The sequence below is a fragment of the Corynebacterium sp. CMW7794 genome, assembly GCF_001563605.1.
GTDB lineage: Bacteria > Actinomycetota > Actinomycetes > Mycobacteriales > Mycobacteriaceae > Corynebacterium > Corynebacterium phoceense.
On the sequence record NZ_KQ961733.1, the window covers coordinates 43,237 to 63,769 of the forward strand.

The following is a 20,533-nucleotide window of genomic DNA, read 5'->3' on the forward strand; positions in this document are numbered from 1 at the left end:
TGCCCGAGATCGTCGAGCTGGCAGCCAAGATGGATAAGCTTCTTAAGTCCTCTACACCTGCCTCGACGATCAAAAAGTACTCACATGGAGACAAGGTGTATCCGAGCATTCAGGCAAGCCAAGTCACTGGCCGACTCAGTACCACGAACCCCGGCATGACTGTCTTTGGGTCTCGTAATGAGCGTCTCCTCAGACAGCGTGAGATGATCCTCCCGGACAACGCTGGTGAAGCGTTGATCTCTGTGGATCTCTCCCAAATCGACGCACGCTGCATGGCAGCAGGTAGCGGTGATGCTGCCTATGCTGCACTGTTTGCCCCTGGCCGAGATGCCCACACGGAAATGGCAATTCGCATCTTCGACGATGCGGCGCGTAGGGCTGAAGCGAAGGCGCTCGGCCACGCCACCAACTACGGAATGGGTGCGAGAGGATTCGCAGCTGATGCGGGCATCCCTGTGATGGAGGCGAAGAAGCAGATCGACCGGCTTCACTTCGAGTTCCCGCAACTTGAATACTTCAAAAATCACCTCCGCAAGCATGCTGAGGCACTCGGCTGGGTCGCTACCAGTTTTGGCCGTCGCGTCGCGGTAGACCGTGCCAAGGCGTACACCCAAGCCCCTGCGGCGTACGGCCAGGGCACGGCACGTGACGTGTTCCTGGAGGGCGTGCTGAACCTCCCTCAGGAGGTGCTAGAGATGATCCGCATCTTCGTTCACGACGAGATCGTGCTGTCGGTTCCACATGACCGTGCAGAGGAGATCAAGCAGACCGTCATGGATGCGTTTAACGCCGTGACACTGCCCGGCAAGGACGGTGTTGATGTACCTGTCCTGTCCGATTCAGCGGGTCCCGCTGACTCCTGGGCTGGCTGCAAGGACTGATAGGAGGTGTGCACACTACAGCCCACGCGTGGACCTCCACGTGTGGGTAATCCAGCCATAGATATAACCCTCAACCAAGGAGAAAACTCATGTCTTTTCGTGAAGATTATGAAGCCGCGCTGCGCGAAGAACAGCGCATCAAGGACGCACTGAACAAGCTGCGCCGTGAACACAAAGCAGCCAAAGAGCGTGCCGCGCAGATGCGTGAGTACGCCAAAGAATTTAAGGTGAACCTCGACGGCGATGAGCCGTCTACAGTAGGCGCCGACAAGCCTGCCAAGCCTACCGGGCCTGACGGCGAGAAGCCGTCTGATACCCACAGCGGAGCGTCCAGCGAGCCGGATAACTCCGGTGAGTCTGTACAGAATCAGGCTTAAAACTGTACGGCCGAACCCCGTGTGGCCGTACAGTCTGAGCGCAAAGAGTGTACCGCTGTAGCGGTTACTCCCCCGTCGAAACCCCGTCCTCGTGGCGGGGTTTTGTCGTGCCCAGAGCCACTGCCGTGGCCGTGCTGCAGGACTGCAGCGACGGTTCCGTACACGGTCTCAAGAAGATATTTCGTGAATTATGTTTTTCATCCGGTTGCCGCCGGTGGCAACCGGTTACGAACCGATTTTTTACCGTCTGAGCAGCGGTGATGACGGTTTTCATGTGTTACAGACGGTTTTCACTGTCGAAAAGTGAAAACCAGTATAAGGGGGTCCGACGCCTGTACATCGGTATAGAAGCGGTGTTATCGCTGGTCACAGCGCATAAACACATCGCTTCTGTTGCGACGCCAGGCTGGTTTGAGCCGAAAGGTGAAAACCAAGTATAAGGGGGTGCGACGCCGGGGCTTTTTCTAAAAGTCCCGTTTTCGCAGCATGAGCAGGGAAAATGCACCGCTTACATAGCGGCGTCTCAAAATGACCGCGAAAAGCGTGTCATGTGAGCGACGGTGATATACCAGTGCAATGAATATTGCACTGGTTATGAGTGTGAAAGGCTATGCCAAGCAGCGCGAAAAGCGCTGTGCAGGCCTTGCCATACTACGGGACCAAGGAGATCGCCACAGCGCATCTTCGCAGGTCACGTAGTCTTTTCACACAAGGCGAAGCAAGGCAGAACCGACCGAGTAGGGAGGTTTTGACCGCTTCGCTATTGCCCGCTGCAGGCGCCCCCGTGAGACCTCAGTTATCCGAGCTTGCGAGGTGGCTGGACTGAGGTCTTTAGGGGGCTAAAGAACTTCAATTTTCTGGGGTAGAATCGTTTGGGACGGCAACGCAAGGGACCCGAACGATTCTTAGGGGACCCAGGAAATTGAAGTTCGCCATGTTGGCGCGCACTTGGAGGGGTCGAAGACAGAGGCTCCAAGTGCGCGCCAACATCTACAGGAGGTACGCGATATGTCGAAGACATCTACTGCGCAAGTTGGACGTGCAGCGTTCAATCTGCGCCATCTCCGCCGCGACAATTGCGGCGGAGATACGACACGGGGAGACCGTAAGCGTCTCCTCCGTGAGTGCATGAGGGAACTCGATCAGAGAGACCTCATGCACCAGGCCGCGACGAACTCAAACATTGTCGTGGCCGACGCGCACTTGAACGTCCCGTTCGTGAACAACGGAGACGGGACGTTCAGGCGCGCAACATCCGTCGAGGAAGTCCTGCAGTACCAGGACGCCCGTATGGACGGTGTGCGCGTCCAGAAGAACTCGTTTGAAACGTCTCTGTTCGTCGTGCATCTACCGAAGTCGATGTGTAAAGAAATCCCGGATTTCTACACCAGCACCGTCGATGGTCGCGAAGTAAAACGGCCCCGGCTGGTAGCTCGCGACTACGAGGAAGCGAAGCAATACTTCGAAGAGGCAATGCGTTGGCTTGCGGAGAACTTCATCCCCGGCGGCATCGACGCTGTCGCTGGTGGTGATATGAACTTCGACGAGAGCACACCGCATAGCCAGTTCCAGGCCGATAGCTTCTCCCCGAAGCCCGATGATCCGTCAAAGCTCCGCTGTAGGCCAGGGATCGCGTACAACACCGACACCTCAGTCAGGTACAAAGACGGCCCGAAGAAGGGTAAGCAAGTCAGCGGACATCAAAAGATGATCGACGCACAACGCGGCCTGCGTGAACACATGCACGCGCTCGGTTATCCGGTGGAACTGGAGGTGTCAGAACGTCACGATGAATCGCTAAACCTTGACCGCTACACCGAGCAGCAGGACCGGGAGCGCGACCTTGCCAACCGCGAGAATGATGTGGAAGTGAAGCGGCGATCCGTACAGCGCGACATGGACGCGACTGAGCGTGACCGCGAGCAAGCAGCAAAAGAACTTGAGCAAGCGCAGCAGGCCCGTGAAGCAGCGCAGCGCGTACAGGAGAATGCTGAAGCGCAGGCCCGTGCAGTCGCCGAGCGTATGCTCAACGAGACACGCGAGAAGGCCGAGCAGGAGGCCGAACAGATCCGCAGTGAAGCACGCAAAGATGCTGAGCAGGAGTTGGGTCTCGCCGAGGCACAGGCGGATGAGTTGCTGGACCGTGCGAAGGAGGCCGAGAGCGCTGCAGAGGCCAAGCTCAAGCGCGCAGAGCAGGACGCCGAGAGCATCCGTACCTCAGCACGCAAGGAAGCCGAGCGTGACGCAGAAAAGATCCGCAGCGAGGCACGTGACGAGGCGAAGCGTGAGGCTGCAGCCATCCGTGAAGCAGCACGCAGCGAGGCCACGCAGGACGCTGAAAACATCCGCCACGAAGCACATGAGGAGGCCACGCGTGAGCGCGAGCAGGTGGCTAGCGAGCGCGCGGCCCTGGACAGTGAGCGTGAAGCCTTTGACACGGAGAAACGTGCATTCACCGAAAGTCTCGAAGCACGTCGTGCAGCCGCTGAGGAGGAAGCCGCCATCATCATCGAGGAGGCGACTGAGTCCCTACAGGAGATTTCCCACGTAGACCGCGATTTCTTGCACGTCGAACTCGATAACAACCCGGAGATGAAGCAGCGCTACCAGGTGGCTGTTGAGCAGCGCATCCAGCAAGAACGCGCTGCAGCGCGCCGTCGTGCGCAGGAGCGCATCACCAAGCGCCGCCAGCAGCAACGACAGCGCGACCGTGATGGTGGCATGGAGCTGTAAGGGTGCTCTCTCCTGCCTTGTACGGCCTTCTACGAATGGCTTTACGTTCTGTCTGGCGAACTACGGCTCATCGTCGGGGACCATGACGTGTTACTCACGGTGGGACAGGCAGCTGAGTTCGACACCACCACACCGCACTGGTTCGGTAGCACTGGGACATCGGCCGTGGAGGTCCTCAGCCTGTTGGGACTCCAAGGGTAGAGAATCCACCTCGCTGGCTCGGTGGAGGCCAACTCAGGCGCGGCGATGCACAACCGCGTGGACGAGCTGCCCTGACAGCCAGATGCCCACTCCGTAGGAAGTGTGAGCGCGCAGGCTGCCGAGCCGTGCTTGCTTGGGATTGGGGGTCTTGGCCGCCGCCACGCCCATCCCGAAACAAGGCTGCATGAGCAGCCAAGGCGCCCCCAGCGTGGCCAGTCCCCATGCTACCGCGGGTATGAAACGCGGCCGCTCGAGCCAGCCTGGATCAGCGGCGGCCAGCGCAACGGCGAAGCCCGTCCCGATGGCGTAATGGGCCGCCCAGCCCAACTCCTTCTCGTGAGGGACGGGCTCGGCTGCCATGATCGGATCGTGCCGGAAGACACCGGCGGGCATGTGCCCAAGCCATCGACCAACCATCGCGTAGTCCAATGACTTGGAGCCACGAGTACGGCGCAGCATCTCCGCCACCCCGTCCATCACGATGGTTGCTCCCACGCCGACAGCAGCAGCTTGGACAAGTTCTCCGACACCGATACGCATGACCTTCACCTCTCGTAGACAGTTCCATTACCGCACACTACCAAAAGAACCAGCAACTGTTCTTGCTGATTCAGCAAAGTTGATCAACGTGCCCAGTCAGTACACCTAGCAGGGTGTCGCCGGGGCAGTGTCCAACGACAGCGCTAAAACCTCTCTAATTCAGCGAAAATCGAAGAATTAGAGTGGTGCTTTTTGTGGTGGTAATTCTGTAGTGTAATGAATTGACATGTGTAATGGCGCGTATGCTGTGCTGTTGAAGAGGTACTGAAACAGCGTATCTACAGCGCTGTTAAGTGGACAGTAGATGAGCACGTAGAAAGCGCAGCGAAAGTGTCTACAGAATGTGCTGCGTAGTGTCAGCGTCATTCAAGTAGTCAATAAACGTGCTAATGAAATGTCATGTAATTTAACTGCGCTGTAAAAGTGCCGATGAAATGACGTGTCATTAAACGTGTCATTTAAGTGGTCGATATGGTGACAGGACAACTTATTAACCACTAAACGAGTCAATAGAATGACGCGCCACTACAGAGTGCAGTGAAGTGGTTGATCTAGTGGTGTGTAGATGCGCCAGCGCAGTACGTAGCGAATTGGTTCGTAGACCGTGCAGTAAAACAGCACGTGCAGTGGCTCGTGAAATGCACTGTGTAGTTGCGGTGTACCTAGAGCAGGCGCGGCAACACTCCCCTATTGGATGGCGACGGCACCGACGGGGTTTGTACTGAAAAAATAACCCCGCAGGTTTCCCTGCGGGGTGTTGTGATTAGAAGGGCACTTCTTCAGAGTCATTAGCAGCAGCGTTATCTGCGCTGTTCTCGCGGCGTGCTGCTCGTGCCTCGGACTCGGCCTTACTATCGATCAGCTGCACCGCGTCGATGCGCGCTACCAGAGGGTAGTGCTTGTTGCCATCCTTGTCGGTGTAGACGTCGGTCTTGAGCGAGTAGCTCACCGCAACGCGATCACCAGCGCCGATGCAGCCAAAAACGCCGAGTTTGTTAGCGTCCTGGACGTAGCCAGTGAGTTCGACAATTTCGGATTCAACCTTGCCGGTGTTCTTATTCTTGAAGGTGTTGCGCGCATAGACGTTGAGCTTCACCGTCGCACCGCCGTTTGCGTGCTCAAAGATCTTCGGCTCGCGTGCTGCGTTGCCAACGATGGTGCCGGAGTTAAACGGGTTAGACATGGTGATTTCTCCTTTTGAGTGAGTGCGAATTGTCTTTCAATTGTGTGTTTGAGCAGCGGCTTTGCTGCTGCGGTAAGTGCTGGTTACAGCACGGCCCAGGGCAGTACTTGCCCTTCTGCTTCCAGGTCGCGTAGCTCTTGGGTTGCACCAGGATCGGCGTCCTCGCCGTCCATGCCGTCGCTCATCAGGTAGAGCAGTTCGAGATCTTCATGGGTGTGGTTCAGCATGATGCGCCTCCTTGTCGTGGATTGATTCTCAATCCGTTCTTGGAGACAGCTCTGCTGTCTAGAGGCTTCTCTCCTGCTCACTGCACTGACAGAAAAAGAAACCCCGCTACAGCGCATGCTGCAACGGGGTAAGAGAATCAAGCGTCGAAGAGGAGATAATGTGCTTTCTCAGCTCCTTGACGCACGCTCGTGATGAGCTTGCTGCCCAGGCCGAGGCTGATGGATCTGTCCACCAGGTTCGGAAAGTTCTCGGTCTCGTTCAGCTCAGTGGCCTTGTGCGCGGCCACGCCTGCCAGGCCAGTTTGCCCTGTCGCTTGTGCCAGTACAGCGACAGTTGCTGTCACCTGTGAGCACATCCGTGTCCAATCTCGTGGCACGATACGCATAAGAAGCTCTGCGAACGCCAGACCCTTCTCAGGCTCGTCCAGCAGTGCTGCAAGCAGCGGGTCTCGCAGCATCGGCGTGGTAAAACACCTCAGCGCAGCACGGATGGCTCTCGTGTCGGAGGGGTCAGAGATCCCCACCGTGGCCTCCTCGTACTCACGCTGCAGGTCGTCGCGGAGGAAGTGGATCTCTTTCTCGTAAGCCTCAACATCAGCGATGATGTCCTGGTATTCGGTCTCGTCGATACCGTGAGCCGTGCTGTTGAGCCGCTCTTCTAGTTCGCCTCGCGACAGCGCTGGTAGTTGACCAGTGTCCAAGATCATCTGCTGCAGCGCAGCGGAGCTGGCGACCTCGCTGACCACGCCGCTGCGCGGTGCTGAGAGGCTCAACTGCTGGTAGACAGTCCACCATCCCGTCCCGGAGGTGATTTCGGGGACTTGGATGATCGCAAGCACCGTCGGCAGAGGTGAGTCTTCGCTGAGCAGGAACTCCGCCAGGTCGTCGGCGGCTGAGGGGTCGCTGCTTACCACGTAGGCGATGATGGCGTCAGCGTTGTCGCGGTCTGACAGAGCAGTGAACTGTTGTTGGTTGTTAACCAGCGTCTCGACAGCGTCGTCGAGGTCGAGACGGGCGAGCGGCCCCAAGTGCAGGCCAGGGGTGTCGTCATTGCGCTCGAAGAACGAGATGACCAGCGAGTCCTGCGGGTAGAAGCCCAGGATACCGGGAATGTTTGCGAGGATTTCGCCGTGAGATGTAAGAGTCTGTGAGTAGGTGGACATACGAGCACTCCTTTGCCGAATACGGGATGTGTGATGGTCAATCCCGTATTTGGCCCCGGCTGTGCCGGGCAGTGCTATTACCGCGCCCTGCAGCACCCCCACGTACTCAGTGCGTCGCTAGCGCTCGCCTGGTGCTTGCTTGCAGGGTGTGCGCGCTAGCGACGCAGCCTTGTGCTAGGTCTCGGCTGTTATGCGCCAGCCTCAAGGCGCTCGATGGCTCTGTAGATGGTCGGCCTGGACACGTTGAACGTCCTCGCCACTGCACTGACGGACTTCCCGCCGTCGATGAGTTCTTTGGCTACCTGCGCCTGCTCATCGCTTAGCTTCGGCTTTGGCCCCGCTACCCTGCCCTGCGCTCGGGCGTGGGCCACACCCTCACGGGTGCGCTGGATCAGCAGGTCACGCTCCCATTCAGCGAGGCTTGCCATGACGTTGATCACGACCTTGTCAGCAGGACGCGAGGTGTCGAGTGCTGGTTCTAGCACCTTGACGTTGATATCACGTTCCGCGAGGTCAGCGATGGTATTGACCGTCTCAGCGAGGCTGCGACCAAGACGGTCGAGCCTGGTCACAACCAGCGTGTCGTCTGGGCGCATGTACGCGAGAGCATCGTCTAAGCCTGGCCGCTGCCATTTGGTGCCACTGATGGTGTCGGTGTAGATATGATCCGGGTCGCAGCCAGCGTCGATGAGCGCCTCACGCTGGGTGTCGAGAGACTGCCCTTGTTTCGACGTGGAAACACGTGCGTAGCCGATGAGCATGGTTAGTCCTCCTCTGCATCGGTTTCGAGAAGCGATGCGAGGTAATCCGAGTACTGCCTGTACTTCCTGAGAAGCATATTCTCGGCGTACTTCTCCATGTACTCGTAGTCGATGTCACCGCCGTCTGTCACGGGAAACATGAGAAGCTGGCGAGCCATCCTTCCGGCATTGAACTTGTAACCGTAGGAATACTTCGCTCTTTGTTGCATGACGACAACCTTGCAAAACAGCAGGACTAGGGCGTTATTGTCGTGATGTAACAACTTCAAACGTTTCACATCATCCGTGAAAACGGCCTCATACGGATGGTAGAAGGCGATGCAAGGAGCGCCATTGTAATTAACTCCCAAGACGTTTGAGTCCAAAGAAGCATTCTCGTTGGAAACAAAGCCCGTAACACCATTGGTGTTGTCAGTAGCTCCGATAAATGGACGTTGACCAGGAGTCTTGTCGGCAGTAGTCAACCTGACACCGGACTTCACGGCGAAGACTTCATTGAGCGGGAACTCAGCCCAGTCCTTTTCACTAAGTTCTGGGATGTCATGGTGTTCGAGTTCGGAAAGCCGGGAACGCAGAATAGATTGGTACCGTTCGAGCAATCGCTCTCGGGTTTGAGCTGAATATTGCTCCATATAGTCGTAATCAACGTCACCGCCGCTGGTTGTCGGAAGAAACACTTTCTCTCGTTTCACGACATCTAGCTGGGCCTGACGACCGTAAGAATATTTAGCACCGTTCCTCATAACCATGGTCGCTAGGAACTGTGCGTTTTCAGCGTTCAGTGAACTGTTGGTCAATGTGCTCACGTCATGAGAGCAGTAAAAGGGAGCGGGCTGGTAGTAAGCGCTCAGCCTCACTTTCTCAATCGTCAATTGGTTGCCGGGGAACAAGACCCGATTACCAATAAACCGATTAAGGCCATTCCCTCCAGCTTTCGCAGTCACATAAGGGATGTCTCCGTCGATAATGCTGTCGGTTTGGAGGTAAACGCCTTTGGCGCAATCAAACTCATCCTGGAGAACACGAGGCTCCCAGTTCAATTGATCAAGAGGCTTCATTGTTGTCCCCTCCTTCGAAGAGGTATCCACGGTTTTGCATGATCATCGAGAACTCGAATGTGAGGTAGTCCCCAATGGCTTTCTCAAAATCTTTGTCCGTAGGGATCTCGTCGTTGAAGTAGTAGAAGCTGTGGAGCCACTCGTCGGTTGACAGCACTGTTGAGGAAACACAGAACTCTGATGGGGATTCGATCAGACCGTTCCACACATCTAGCAAGTGCTGACGCTTGTCTTTAGCGGTGTCTCCTTCTATCAGACCAATGTGAGGTCGGACCACAAACCCATCATCCCGAAAGTCGATGAACTTGGCTTCGTGTTCCGGTGGATGGGGCACACCTGCGGTGAAGATTGCAATACACGCATGAGTGCCGACACCATAGAAGGTGTTGGGGTTACAGGTGATTACACCTTCCAGCGTGTGTCGCTTTAAGATGCGCTGCTTGGCTTGCCGCTCAATCTTGGTCTTATTAGTGACGCACGATTGTGGAATAATCACCGCTACACGCCCCTCTTCGGTCATCGAGTCGAGAAGGTGCTCTGTAAAGAGAATTTCGTACTGATTGGGATCATCCTTGCCCTGACTGTAAGGAGGGTTCATCAGCCCAACGGTGGCGTGTTTCTGGAGCTGAAGATCTGCGGGTAATTGCGCCAAGAAATCGGCAGCTTGAATGTTGGAATTACCATCGTCACGAAGAATCATGTTCGTTGCTGCAATGGCAAACATGTTCGGCTGAATCTCGAAGCCATGCAGCTGTTTCTTCTTGATGCTTCGACGCTGGGAATCGCTCTCCGCTGAGTGCAACATCTTGTGCATTGCTGCGATAAGGAATCCGGCAGTGCCGCAAGTAGGGTCAAGGACGATATCGTCGGGACGCACGTCGACGAGGTCCACCATGAGGTCAGTTACGTGTTTAGGCGTGAGAATAATGCCGAGAGATTGACCGTCACCCCCTGAGTAGCTCATAAATTCGCCGTAGAAGCGACCGATGAAGTCTTCAGATGTTTGCTGGTACTTGATGGCCTGGAAGACACGCTTGTTCAAAAACTCGGTGTAGTACTTCAGCGGCGTTTTCCCGAGCGTGGGGCTTACCGCATTCAATCGCACGCTATCAGTGATAACGGCAAATTCACGCAAGAGCTTGTCACGCTTAGCGTCGGGACCAACGTTGGACCGGGTTAAGCGAGCCTTGATTGCAGCCATGATCTTGTCGCCGTCACGAGACCCAGCAAGTTTGTCACCGTGAAGCGAGGAAATAGAGAAATTTCCGTATTCAACCTCATCGAGAGCGAGCAAAATACCCGAGACGACCAAAGGCTTGTCTTGGTCCTTGAGAGTGCCGAATGTCCGCAGCTTTTCGTGAAGCTCGGCCGCGTCCCTCAGGATCTCCTTCGTCGTCTTCTCGTAGTCAGTGACTTCTTCGAGCACATGACGGGTGTAGTACTCATAGATATTCGACTCATTGAACCAGATGAACGACTCGATATCATCGAGCTGTTTGAACTCACCCCGATCATCGACGTAGTAAGGCGTGATCCGATGACGCTTTTCGCCACCGGAGACAGCGACAGCAAAGACCTTCGTAAACTCACTTTTGGTAGAGATGTGACGTGCATAGTGAAGGGCGCCGTTAACAGCGTAGTCACGGACGGCCTTTATATCGGATAACTCCACGACACCGTCATCGTTTAACTTGATGTGAAAGTCCAGGTCGGACTTGTCCTCGATGACGATGACGAAGTCTTTAACTACGGCAACATACTCTGGATAACCAGGACCGCCCTTGCCGGTTTTGGACGCCGTCTTGAGCACCTCATTCAATTCAAGGACATCACTCCCCTGAGGGTCATAGTCGGTAATACCCGCTTCATCGAGTTGCTTTGCAACCCACAGGTCTACCTTGGCCTCTTGTTTCGCCATCAATCATCACGCTCACTCTGTCAGTAATAAATCGGTCGAACTTGTACAGCCCCTAAGTGCCGCGCTGTTATGAACACATAAAAGCAGGACAGAGGTGTACGAGATCGTTGTACGTTATAGATAGTGTAACACAACTAACCAATTAACGATACCGTACAGCAAAGTTTTTTCTTTCGGCTGCTCGACATGCGCAGGGGCGGCAGCCGTGTCATAATTCACCCGGGAACGTCACGGTTGAGCGTGTCCCCCCGGCACAGAGGCAGGTCTCCCCCGAACTGCCCGCTCCCGTGGCGTTCCCTCGTAGGTGTGCCCCGCAGACAACTACTGCCGCCAAGCGATCTTCACACGGTGCGGGTCAAACTGCTTCGCACCAGCCTTACCAGGCAGAATACGGATTTCCATCAGCAGCCGGGTTAGCCTGCGCCTATCCTCGACAGAGGCACTACCCCACCACTCAGCGAAGTCTGGACCATCGGCCAGCTCTACAGCCAGAGGATCGGCGTCGTGGCTGGCTGTGAGTTTCCGCACTTCCTTGTCGATAGCTGCAATTTGAGACTCAATCTTTTTCGACATGCGCGCGAATGTTGACATGTCAATCTCTTCGTTAATGGCCACTTCCTCAAACTGCTCGCGCTTGGCCAACAGCACGTTTCGCTGGCCTGCAAGCTCCTGCAGCCGCTCAGTGAGAGCGTCGTCTTCTGGTGTTAGAGCATTGCGTAGCGCATCTACGGCATCAGGCTGCTCCATACGCTTAAGGATGACAGCTTCAATAAGATCATCCACCTCAGCACCGATGGACACATGAGTACCGCCAGGCTCAGAGCGCTTGCAGGTATAGAAGCGACGAGGACTACCGTCCTTGTTCTTCCGGCTGCGTGAATACATCGGATCTCCGCAGGTGCAGGTCAGGACAGACGCAAGGAAGTAGCGGGGCGCGTTGCCACTATGCGAGCGTCGGCGTGACGGATCACGCAGCACTGCATCGAGTTTCTCGCCCGTAACCTCGTCGATGATGGCAGGCCAGGTTCCCTTTCCGACGATCTGACGGTCTTTGACAAGGCGGAGACCCGTATCAGGATCGGTGGGGTTGAACGTACTTAAGCCACGCACACGAGGGTTGAGGAGAATGTCACGCAGCGTGGGTGCCGTCATAGACCGGCCGGACGTGGCAGTAAGTTCTCGGGCATGAAAGATCTCTCGCACGGTCTCACGCAAAGTCTTGCCAGCAATGATCATCGCTGCAGCATCGAGGATGGCCTGAGCTTCCTCGTCGATGACAGTTACAGCATCAGCCTCGTAGCCGAACATGCGGCGCCCGCCCGTCTTGGGCCGACCAGTGCGAGCACGGTCTTCATAGGCAGCGCGGATGCGGGCTGCTCTATCAATAGACTCCTGCTCAGCGATGAGACCGAGGATGACGATAGTAAGCCGCGATGCTGGATCTGAGGGGTCAATGTTGTACCCCCGGTTCGCCTTGACGGTGACGTTGTGTTTCTCGCAGAGTTCGAAGAGCGCAAGGGTGTCTTTGGTACGACGGGTCAACCGGTCGAGTGCGTAGACGTAGACGACATCAATCTCGCGGTTCTCGATGGCGTGGATCAGCTTGTCGTACTCGGGCCTGAACTCACCCGAGAACGCGGAGATGTTGTTGTCCACGTAGGTGGCGACCACCTTAGCCTCGTCAGCCTCAGCCTGCTTGGTGGCGAGGTGGATCTGTCGCTTAACCCCTGCTTCTTCCTGCTTATCAAGTGAAATACGCGCGTAGATGGCTGCACGCTGCGTTGTGGTATCTGCCATGCGGCTATCGTACCCCAAAGCCACATTCTGGATTTCCACTACCCGTCGCGCCGATGCACAGACCGTGCGGGCCCGCGCCCCCATGCGCGGCCTCCTTGATGTCGAGGTATACCGGCACCCCGTCCGTGTCCACGCCCAAGGGCACATTGAGTCTTTCTCGTCCCGCACGCCCCGGCCACAAACGCGCGGCAAGCTCGCCGATGTCCCGGTGCCCCAGCAACCGCAGCAAGTCCCCGTCCGTGACGCGTGCGGTGGACACCGCACCCTCGGGGCGCCGGCACGGCGCCAGCTGACGGGCGAGGTGCAAGGCAGCGGCCTCCGGGGCGGCATCGGCAAGCCCGAGCTCCTCATCGCCGGCCTCAGTAACAACGCGCAAGGCCCCGGTCACATCCGTGACGAGGAAGAGTCCCTCCTGCTCCGCGCGCAAGCCCAACGCCGTGGACGGGCGGGCGCCCACGTCGATGATGGTCGTGAGCGTCTCGTCGTGGAAGAAGTCCTCCAGGCCCGTTGTCGTCACCGAGTCGACGAGCAGCACGTGATACCGCGCCGCCCGGGGCTCGCGCGTGTGGGGCAGCCACTTGAGCCACTCCCAGCCCTCCCCCAGCGCCGAGATGCCCACCGTCTCCGGGCCGTGCGCTGCGGCGAGTTCCATGACCATCGCTCGAGCAAGCTCCCGTGCCTTTGGACCGCCGATACCCAGGAAGCGAAACGCACGCAGCTGAATGACGATGGGCATTCCCGGCAGCTGCCCCGCGGAATGGACGAGCTGGCGCAGGCTTACCGTGCACACTGGATCGACGTCCTCGGGCGCGTCGATATCAGGGAAGGTAATCGGCGTGCACAGTGCCACCGCACCCTCGCCCACGCGCACCGCGAGCGCATCGTCATCCTGCGCGTCGCGCTCCCACAGGCGGTTGGAGCCCACCCACGCGACCAGCTGGTCATGCCGCGGATGGTGGTGGACCGCATGCGCGCGTTGGGCAGCGGCATGCTCCTCCGCCTTGCCGCGCAACGCCTTGAGGTGCCGCAGGTAGGTCCGGCGCCGCTCGTTCGGATCATCGGCGGAGCCCTGCGGCGCAAACATCGTCGCGACGGAGGCAAGCATCATGAGCGGGAACATGAGCATCATCGGGTTGAGCTCGCGCCCGCCACCGCCGAGCACCATGAGCGCGACCATGCCGAGCATGGCCACGATCATGACGACGGGCAACAACAGACGCACGAGCGGCACGGGCTTGGGCTTCGCGGCGTCCGGCACAGCCTCGGCCTGTAAAGAGCCGCTGGGCAGCGGCGGTGCCGGGTCGCGCGGCGCGCGCGGAATGGTGGTCACGGGCATGGAATAATCCCCCTCGTAGAACTGGTCCAGGTACTGGGGCCACCCCACAACCGGCATCCCCCAGCCGTAAGCCCCCTGCTCACGGCCCGTCCGCCGCCGTAGCGGTGGACATGCGCCTACAAGTAAGCCACAATGTGAGCCATTGGGCAAGGGGGACGCCCAGCCATCCCAGAACATTTCTGGGGTGCCACCACGAAAAATACCGGGGGAAAACTCCGCCATGATGACCGCTACGAGCGTGCGCGTCACCGTCCGCGCGCACGCCGGCCGCTTCCACAAACAAATCGACGTGTCATTGCCCGTCGAGGCCAGCCTCGACGAGGTCTTAGGCGAAGTCACCGATCTTCTCGGCGCGCCGCTGCTGTCCACGCCGTGGCGCGCCGTCACACCAGCCGGCCGCGCGCTCGATCACACCGTGCCGCTGCGCGAGACCCCGCTCTCCGATGGCGCACTCATTCTCCTGCGCCCGCACACGCCCACCGCCGCTCCCGTCATCCGGGACGCGGCGGAGGCCCTCGCCGCGGTCGGCACCGGCGCCCCGGCCCGCGCGCTCGCCGCGACGTGGTCCGTGCTCGGTCTTCTGCTCGCGGCCGCGCTCGGCACGGGCGCACTGCGCCTCGTCCTCCCGCTTCACCTCGCCGGGGGCACGTCCTGCGCAACGGCCGCAGCCTGTGCGCTCGTGCTCCACGCCTGGGCACCCGGGGCACGCGCGCTCGGCACCGCGAGCGTCGCCTTCGCAGCGGTCTCCGCGGGTCTCGCGGTGGGCACGCCCCGCTTGGGACTCCTCGCGGCCGCGCTCGCCGCGACGACGATGGTGGGTCTCCTCCACGTCCTGCACCGGGGTACCGCGTTGCTCGCCGGCGCTACGCTCACGGGCGCGCTGCTCGCCTGCGTCGCCGGGCTCGGCGGCCTGCTGCCCGGTCTGTCCGGTCCCCGCGCCGCCCTCTCGCTTGCCGATGCCCCCGGGCACGCCAGCGCCGCAGCCGCGCTTAGCCTCGCCACGTGCGTCGCCATCATCCTCGCCGGTCCCTCGCTCGCCACGCGCGCGGCGGGGTTGCGCGTACCCCAGCTCCCCACCGCCGGCGAGGAGCCCACCGAGGACGAGCTCGGGGATATCCTCGATCCTCTCGCTGACTCCCGTGCCCGGCGCGCCCGCGAGCTCTACGAGGGTGCTCTCCTCGCGTGTGCCCTCGCCTGCATACCCGCACTGGGATTCCTCGTGCGTGGCGTCGCAGCGGGTCTGCCCGGTGGCTGGGTCGCGGGACTCGCCGCGGCGATGAGCGGCGCCTTTCTTCTCCACGCCGCTCGTCACGCCTCGGCACGCGGGACGTGGCTACTCATGGTGGGGGCCGCCGGCGGAGTTATCGCCCTCTGCGCGCTTGCCGTTATCGCCGTGAGTGCCGGGTTTGCCACTGGCACGTGGGTCCCGCTCATCGCCGCCGTCCTCATTGCTGCAACAGCTGCGACGGCCTGCCTCTGGGCACCGCGCGTCGCGCGTCTCGAGCCGACCACGCTCGTGTGGTTCGAACGCGCCGAGGCTTTGGCTCTCACCGCCATCGTGCCGTTGGCGCTGCATATCGCCGGCGTCTTCGTCCTGATTCGCGGGCTGGGCTAGCCATGCGCCGCCTTGTTCTCGTCGCGGGCATTGCCGCAGCGTGTGCACTTGTCCCTCCTGCCTTGGCCCAAGAACCCGCGACTGCCTGCATGGTCCCGGTGCCCGGGGAGGGCTCGCCCGCGCCCACCGCGCAACAAGCCGACTACCGTGCCCGGCTCCACGCCTTGGCGACAGGTCGCGGCGTGCGCGTCGCCGTCATCGACACCGGCGTCGCACGCCATGATCAGCTCGCCCGCCTGGAGTCCGGGCCGGACCTCGTCGCGCCGGATTCCCCGGACCCGCATCTCGACTGCGACATGCACGGCACCGTCGTTGCCGGGGTCATCGCCGCCCGTGACACTGGAATCGCACCGTCGGCTACTATCCTCTCCATTCGCCAGTCGAGCGCCCATTATCGTTCGGACGCGCGCGACGCCGAGGCCCGCGGCGCCGGCGACCTCGAATCACTGGCGCGCGCCATCACCGCCGCCGTCGACGCAGACGCCGACGTCATTAACGTCTCCGTCGTCTCCTGCGTCGCTCCAGCCATCGCCGCCAAGCTCAACACGCGCCCGCTCGATGACGCCCTGCGCCTCGCCGAGGACTCCGGTGCCCTCATCGTTGCCGCCGCGGGCAACACCGGCGGCAGCGGCTCTGGCTGCTCGCCCGGCGACGTCGTCTACCCCGCCCACGGCCCCACGGTGCTCTCCGTCGCGGCCGTGGAGGAACCCCGTGACCACGCGGACTACTCCCTGCCCGGGCGCCTCGCGGCGCCAGGGACCGTGCCGTTGGGGCTGTCGCCCACCGGCGGATGGGCGCGCGGCGACGCAGCCTCTCCCCTGGCGCTTGCGGCCGACGAAGTGCAACCGCTCACCGGCACGTCCTTCGCCGCGCCCGTCATCGCAGGCACCGCGGCCCTTCTACGCGAGCGCTTCCCCGACGCCACCCCGGCGCAGCTGCGCGAACGCCTGCACGCAACGGCACATCCGGGCTCTGGGTTCGTCGATCCGCTCGCTGCCGTGAGCGCTACAACTTTCTCCCAGAGCCGCGTCGTGCGTCCTGCATTCGTGGCGCACCCCGCACAGCGAGACGCGGAGCCCGCGCGGCGTTTGGCGTGGCTAGCAGGGTCGCTCGCCTTCCTTGCTCTCGCCATCGCGTGTGCAGCGGCGTTACGCCCGCGACGAATTCGTGAGGAGGATTGCTTCAACGCCCGCCACGTAACATGAGTACTATCTCCGGTTTCTCACATCCAGAGTAGAAAAGAGTTGGAGAGACCTTGTGCCACTCAGCGCAACGCAATCAGCTCGGCGTACAGACTGTAACTATCCGCTACGAGGACACCTGGCGCAGGTCACCGTGAGCGGTAAGAATTATGAACGGTGGCAATACAACCCCACTAATACGCTGTAGCAAGGGTGGGTCTACCTTTTACAGAGTCGCTACTTGCTCGATTCTCCTTGAGAAACGGCACCTGTATCACCCGCGAGGGCAGCGACGCGGGATAGCTCCGAGCCTTCCGGCAACAGGCGCACAATGTCCCACGGCGCGCTGGCCGCGGCGTTCAAGCCGAGTGCCTCCCATTCGGCCTGCGAGGGGACGGTGTGGCGGGTGCCGGTCGCGGAAACAACGAGACGGCCGTGGCCCGTGTCCACGGCGACGCCGCCCGCGTCGAGACCACCGAAGTGCGTGGCGACGGCCTCACCGGCTAGCGGCACGAGGCCGCCGGTCGGCCACGCGAAGCCGACGCCATTGCCCGTCGCGCACAGCCAGCGGTCGTCGGCGGGCGCGATGCGCAGCGGACGCGTGGGCAGGTTAAGTGAAAGCTCCGCATCGGGCTGCGCGGCGACGTCATCCGCGGGGACGTCGCGCAGGCGCGCGCCGGACGCGACGAGGACTTCGGCTTGCGCGGCGGTGAGCGGTGCGACGCCGTCGTCCGTGTGCGCCCACAAACCGTGGCCGGAATCCCAGACCTCCGGGAGGTCAGCGGGCAGCGCGAAGGCTGGCAGCTCCGAAACGGCATTGAGGAACTCCGGCGGCACCGCGCGGCGCGGGGCGTCCGGCTCGATGCCGACGACGCGGACGATGGTTGTCGCAAGCTCGTCTTCATCTAGCGGGCGCCGGCCGTCCTCGGTGATGAGCCACGTGCGTCGTTCCGCCACGACGAGGGCAGCGTCCTCGGGGCCGAGGAGACGCACGGGGCGCTGGGCGTGAACGATGGTGCGGCCGGTCGGCTCGCTGGCGGCGTCAATGGAGGTCACGAAGGCGACGGTGTCCTCGGGAGTAGGCTCCTGGCACAGCGCCCAGGGGGTGCTGGAGGGTGAAGAATTGAGGAAGCCGGGGGCATCGGCAAGCCCGGCGGGCACACCGAGCGATGCTGCGGCGAGGATATCGGGGCCGATGGGGGCGGCATCGGCAGGCGCACCGGTGAGCAGACGGGCCGAGGCGAGGTTGGGGACGGGGTGGAAGGTGCCGTCGATATTAGCGAGGACCTGGCCCTGCGCGGTGCGGACGATGGGTTGCGCACCCGGATCCGGGTTGGGCTGGAGCCAGGCGATGAGGCCAGCACCCGCGGCGATGAGGACTGACAGGCCCACGGAGATCCAGGCGGCGCGGCTGCGGCGCGCGAGGGGATCGTGAATCATGCGAATATCGCCGAGGACGAGGCCGTGCTCAAGCCGTCGTTGCAGGAAACGGTGACCAGAAATTTGGGCTTTGGTGGTCGGTCGCAGACGCGCCATGGTGAACTCCCCCGAGTAGCAATGCGATGTGCGCTCATCCTAACCCGGAGCGCGCTGGCCCGCTACTCGAGCGAGCGGCGATTGCGGGCCGCCTCGGCGCGGGCGGCGAGATCCTCCGACGCCGGGTAATCGACGCCGGTGAGTGACAGGCCTTTGGCAGGCGCGACCGGGCATGTGTCCGAGCGTTGCGTCTCGCCGAGGAGCGCCGCAGCGAAATCGACGTCGCGGCGGCCCTCCCCCACCGCCAGGCAACAGCCGACGAGGGAACGGACCATATTCCAGCAGAAAGCGTCTGCGGTGAGGTGGGCCTCATAGAGCTCCGGCTCGTGCGGCGTTGAGACATCGTGCCAGGTGAAGGACTGCAGATCGCGGATCGTCGTCGCGTGCGGCTTGGGCCGGCAGAAGGCCGCGAAGTCGTGGAGGCCGACGAGCACAGTGGCGGCTTCTTGCATGGCGTCGATGTCCACGGCGTGGGGCCACATGGCCGTGTCGCGCGCGCGGGTGGGCAGCGAGCCCGCGGGGAACGTGGTGACGCGGTAGACGTAGCGACGGGCGAGAGCGGAGAAGCGCGCATCGAAACCCTCAGGTGCGAACGTCACGTCGTGGACGCGGATATCTTCGGGCAGGAGTTTGGCCAGGCGCCGCACGAGGGTGGACGGATCGCCGTGGATGCTGCGCGACTCGAGCAGTGCGCGGGGCACGTCCGCGTGGGCGACCTGATGCGCGGAATGCACGCCAGCGTCGGTGCGGCCGGCGACGGTGAGCTCGATCTCGGTCTGCGCGATGAGCGAGAGTTTCTCAGCGAGGACGCCTTCGACGGTGCGCAGCCCGCCTTTCTGCTTGGCCCAACCGTGGAAGTCCGTGCCGTCATAGGCGAGGTCGAAACGCAGGCGGACGGTATCAGGCGAGGGGGCAGTCATACTCCGGGATACTACCAATTCGGTGTGGCTGTACCGCGGCTGAATAGGCATTCTGTGTTGCGGCTGACAATTGCGGGCAGATTCCTATACTATTGCCAGCAAAAGTATGTCATACTATGTGCCATGCCTCACGTGAGCACGCTCACGGGGCGTACGACCGACAATATTTCCCAATCGAAAGGAAACACGATGACGAAGTTCAAGAAGTTTGGTGCCTCTGTGTCCGCCATCGCGCTTGCCGGCGCACTCACCGTTGCCGCACCGAACGCTGTGGCCGCAGACAACGGCGACCAGACCGGCTCCTCCGCGTCCGGTAAGCAGGACGGTTCTTCGAACGCAGACGGCAAGGAAGGCAACGGCTCCAGCGACGAAGAGCTGGCCAAGAAGTTCCCGACCCTGAGCTCCAAGGACGGTGAGAAGCCGGAATCCTCCTCCACTGAGGAGCAGGCTCTGCTCGGTGTGGGCATCACCGCCGGCATCCTGGCTCTGGGCGCCGCTCTTTGGCCGCAGATCCAGCAGTTCCTGCCGAAGATGTAATTCTTCACCGGAGGTTCCAGCTGCGCGCGACGACATCTCCGCAGACGACAAAGACCGCAACCCTTATGCAGGGTTGCGGTCTTTGCGTATGCGGGCTTTAGGCCCCGGGGAGATTAGTTCTCCTCGGTAGCCTCGGCCTCGGTGGCCTCCTCAGCCTCAGCGGCCTTGGAAGCAGCAGCGCGGGTTGCGCGGGTGGCCTCGGAGGAAACGGTCTCCTCCAGCACCAGGGCAATCTGGGACATCGGGGCGTTGTCGCCACGACGGTTGTCCAGCTTGATGGTGCGGGTGTAGCCGCCCTCGCGGTTTGCGAACTGCGGTGCGAGATCATCGAAGAGGTGAGCAACAACATCCTTGTGCGGGATGAGCTTGAGAACCTCGCGACGGTCGGCAATGGAGCCGCCCTTCGCCTTGGTAATGATCTTCTCGACGTACGGGCGAAGCATCTTCGCCTTGGCATCGGTGGTCTTGATCGCGCCGTGCTCGATGAGGCTGGCTGCCAGGTTGCTCAATAGGTGAGCCTGCTGCGCAGCGGAGCCGCCGAGACGGGCGCCCTTCTTCGGGGTAGGCAT

General features: G+C 60.8%; 18 protein-coding genes and 1 pseudogene. 7 read left to right on the top strand and 12 right to left on the bottom strand.

Going from position 1 to position 20,533, the window contains the following annotated elements; translation table 11 throughout:
• From HMPREF3227_RS05760 to HMPREF3227_RS12850, 4 genes and pseudogenes are all read left to right on the top strand, one after another.
• Positions 1–881 (top strand): DNA polymerase (locus tag HMPREF3227_RS05760; RefSeq protein ID WP_231732327.1); only part of this gene is annotated, 881 nt, incomplete at its 5' end.
• Between the two features lie 89 nt (positions 882–970).
• Positions 971–1,258 carry a hypothetical protein gene (locus tag HMPREF3227_RS05765; RefSeq protein ID WP_066511097.1) on the top strand — a complete coding sequence of 96 codons (288 nt, stop codon included), beginning with the start codon at positions 971–973 and terminating at the stop codon, positions 1,256–1,258.
• Positions 1,259–2,386: 1,128 nt separating this feature from the next.
• Complete coding sequence (locus tag HMPREF3227_RS05770; protein ID WP_197429502.1) at positions 2,387–3,991, top strand: hypothetical protein; 1,605 nt, start codon at positions 2,387–2,389, stop codon at positions 3,989–3,991.
• A gap of 30 nt (positions 3,992–4,021) precedes the next feature.
• Positions 4,022–4,192: pseudogene (locus HMPREF3227_RS12850) on the top strand (cupin domain-containing protein); the annotation flags it as partial.
• Between the two features lie 33 nt (positions 4,193–4,225).
• Here HMPREF3227_RS12850 and HMPREF3227_RS05775 read toward each other — a convergent pair.
• The 9 genes from HMPREF3227_RS05775 to HMPREF3227_RS05810 form a co-directional block, all read right to left on the bottom strand.
• Positions 4,226–4,732: a DUF2938 domain-containing protein gene (locus HMPREF3227_RS05775; protein WP_066511137.1), complete on the bottom strand. Its 507-nt coding sequence runs from the start codon at positions 4,730–4,732 to the stop codon at positions 4,226–4,228.
• A 763-nt stretch (positions 4,733–5,495) separates the two neighbouring features.
• Positions 5,496–5,915, bottom strand: a complete 420-nt coding sequence (locus HMPREF3227_RS05780) for a single-stranded DNA-binding protein (RefSeq protein ID WP_066511100.1) — start codon at positions 5,913–5,915, stop codon at positions 5,496–5,498.
• Between the two features lie 83 nt (positions 5,916–5,998).
• Positions 5,999–6,142, bottom strand: coding sequence for a hypothetical protein (locus tag HMPREF3227_RS13525; protein ID WP_197429503.1), 144 nt, complete (start codon positions 6,140–6,142; stop codon positions 5,999–6,001).
• 137 nt (positions 6,143–6,279) lie between these two features.
• The gene (locus tag HMPREF3227_RS05785) at positions 6,280–7,305 is read right to left on the bottom strand and encodes a DUF4192 domain-containing protein (protein ID WP_066511101.1); all 1,026 of its coding nucleotides are present in this window, start codon (positions 7,303–7,305) and stop codon (positions 6,280–6,282) included.
• Between the two features lie 188 nt (positions 7,306–7,493).
• Positions 7,494–8,066, bottom strand: a complete 573-nt coding sequence (locus tag HMPREF3227_RS05790) for a recombinase family protein (protein ID WP_082750280.1) — start codon at positions 8,064–8,066, stop codon at positions 7,494–7,496.
• 2 nt (positions 8,067–8,068) lie between these two features.
• Complete coding sequence (locus HMPREF3227_RS05795) at positions 8,069–9,124, bottom strand: restriction endonuclease subunit S (RefSeq protein WP_066511104.1); 1,056 nt, start codon at positions 9,122–9,124, stop codon at positions 8,069–8,071.
• A complete protein-coding gene (locus HMPREF3227_RS05800; RefSeq protein WP_066511108.1) occupies positions 9,111–11,042 on the bottom strand; it encodes an HsdM family class I SAM-dependent methyltransferase in 1,932 nt (643 codons plus the stop codon). The genes HMPREF3227_RS05795 and HMPREF3227_RS05800 overlap by 14 nt, the downstream gene beginning before the upstream one ends.
• Positions 11,043–11,363: 321 nt before the next feature.
• Positions 11,364–12,839 carry a recombinase family protein gene (locus HMPREF3227_RS05805; protein WP_066511148.1) on the bottom strand — a complete coding sequence of 492 codons (1,476 nt, stop codon included), beginning with the start codon at positions 12,837–12,839 and terminating at the stop codon, positions 11,364–11,366.
• A gap of 4 nt (positions 12,840–12,843) precedes the next feature.
• Entirely contained in the window at positions 12,844–14,223 is a 1,380-nt protein-coding gene (locus HMPREF3227_RS05810) for a cell division protein FtsK (RefSeq protein WP_231732328.1), read from the bottom strand.
• 175 nt (positions 14,224–14,398) lie between these two features.
• Between HMPREF3227_RS05810 and eccD the strand changes: the two genes are divergently transcribed.
• Together eccD and HMPREF3227_RS05820 are read left to right on the top strand one after the other, a co-directional pair.
• Complete coding sequence (gene eccD / locus HMPREF3227_RS05815; protein WP_231732329.1) at positions 14,399–15,790, top strand: type VII secretion integral membrane protein EccD; 1,392 nt, start codon at positions 14,399–14,401, stop codon at positions 15,788–15,790.
• Between the two features lie 2 nt (positions 15,791–15,792).
• A complete protein-coding gene (locus HMPREF3227_RS05820; protein ID WP_082723183.1) occupies positions 15,793–16,995 on the top strand; it encodes a S8 family serine peptidase in 1,203 nt (400 codons plus the stop codon).
• A gap of 213 nt (positions 16,996–17,208) precedes the next feature.
• Here the strand turns inward: HMPREF3227_RS05820 and eccB are convergent, their stop codons facing one another.
• Positions 17,209–18,507: a type VII secretion protein EccB gene (gene eccB / locus HMPREF3227_RS05825; RefSeq protein ID WP_066511115.1), complete on the bottom strand. Its 1,299-nt coding sequence runs from the start codon at positions 18,505–18,507 to the stop codon at positions 17,209–17,211.
• 62 nt (positions 18,508–18,569) lie between these two features.
• Positions 18,570–19,427 (bottom strand): tRNA pseudouridine(38-40) synthase TruA, encoded by an 858-nt coding sequence (gene truA, locus HMPREF3227_RS05830; protein WP_066511117.1) that lies wholly within the window; start codon positions 19,425–19,427, stop codon positions 18,570–18,572.
• A gap of 189 nt (positions 19,428–19,616) precedes the next feature.
• On the opposite strand from truA, the gene HMPREF3227_RS05835 reads away from it, so the two are divergent.
• Positions 19,617–19,964 (top strand): hypothetical protein, encoded by a 348-nt coding sequence (locus HMPREF3227_RS05835; protein WP_066486268.1) that lies wholly within the window; start codon positions 19,617–19,619, stop codon positions 19,962–19,964.
• 113 nt (positions 19,965–20,077) lie between these two features.
• On the opposite strand, the gene rplQ is transcribed toward HMPREF3227_RS05835, so the two are convergent.
• Positions 20,078–20,533 (bottom strand): 50S ribosomal protein L17, encoded by a 456-nt coding sequence (rplQ, locus tag HMPREF3227_RS05840; RefSeq protein WP_066486273.1) that lies wholly within the window; start codon positions 20,531–20,533, stop codon positions 20,078–20,080.

Coding starts and splice junctions, on each gene's coding strand:
- HMPREF3227_RS05765 (WP_066511097.1), top strand. CDS start 971: ATGTCTTTTCGTGAAGATTATGAAGCCGCGCTGCGCGAAGAACAGCGC.
- HMPREF3227_RS05770 (WP_197429502.1), top strand. CDS start 2,387: ATGAGGGAACTCGATCAGAGAGACCTCATGCACCAGGCCGCGACGAAC.
- HMPREF3227_RS05775 (WP_066511137.1), bottom strand. CDS start 4,732: ATGCGTATCGGTGTCGGAGAACTTGTCCAAGCTGCTGCTGTCGGCGTG.
- HMPREF3227_RS05780 (WP_066511100.1), bottom strand. CDS start 5,915: ATGTCTAACCCGTTTAACTCCGGCACCATCGTTGGCAACGCAGCACGC.
- HMPREF3227_RS13525 (WP_197429503.1), bottom strand. CDS start 6,142: ATGCTGAACCACACCCATGAAGATCTCGAACTGCTCTACCTGATGAGC.
- HMPREF3227_RS05785 (WP_066511101.1), bottom strand. CDS start 7,305: ATGTCCACCTACTCACAGACTCTTACATCTCACGGCGAAATCCTCGCA.
- HMPREF3227_RS05790 (WP_082750280.1), bottom strand. CDS start 8,066: ATGCTCATCGGCTACGCACGTGTTTCCACGTCGAAACAAGGGCAGTCT.
- HMPREF3227_RS05795 (WP_066511104.1), bottom strand. CDS start 9,124: ATGAAGCCTCTTGATCAATTGAACTGGGAGCCTCGTGTTCTCCAGGAT.
- HMPREF3227_RS05800 (WP_066511108.1), bottom strand. CDS start 11,042: ATGGCGAAACAAGAGGCCAAGGTAGACCTGTGGGTTGCAAAGCAACTC.
- HMPREF3227_RS05805 (WP_066511148.1), bottom strand. CDS start 12,839: ATGGCAGATACCACAACGCAGCGTGCAGCCATCTACGCGCGTATTTCA.
- eccD (WP_231732329.1), top strand. CDS start 14,399: ATGACCGCTACGAGCGTGCGCGTCACCGTCCGCGCGCACGCCGGCCGC.
- HMPREF3227_RS05820 (WP_082723183.1), top strand. CDS start 15,793: ATGCGCCGCCTTGTTCTCGTCGCGGGCATTGCCGCAGCGTGTGCACTT.
- eccB (WP_066511115.1), bottom strand. CDS start 18,507: ATGGCGCGTCTGCGACCGACCACCAAAGCCCAAATTTCTGGTCACCGT.
- truA (WP_066511117.1), bottom strand. CDS start 19,427: ATGACTGCCCCCTCGCCTGATACCGTCCGCCTGCGTTTCGACCTCGCC.
- HMPREF3227_RS05835 (WP_066486268.1), top strand. CDS start 19,617: ATGACGAAGTTCAAGAAGTTTGGTGCCTCTGTGTCCGCCATCGCGCTT.
- rplQ (WP_066486273.1), bottom strand. CDS start 20,533: ATGCCTACCCCGAAGAAGGGCGCCCGTCTCGGCGGCTCCGCTGCGCAG.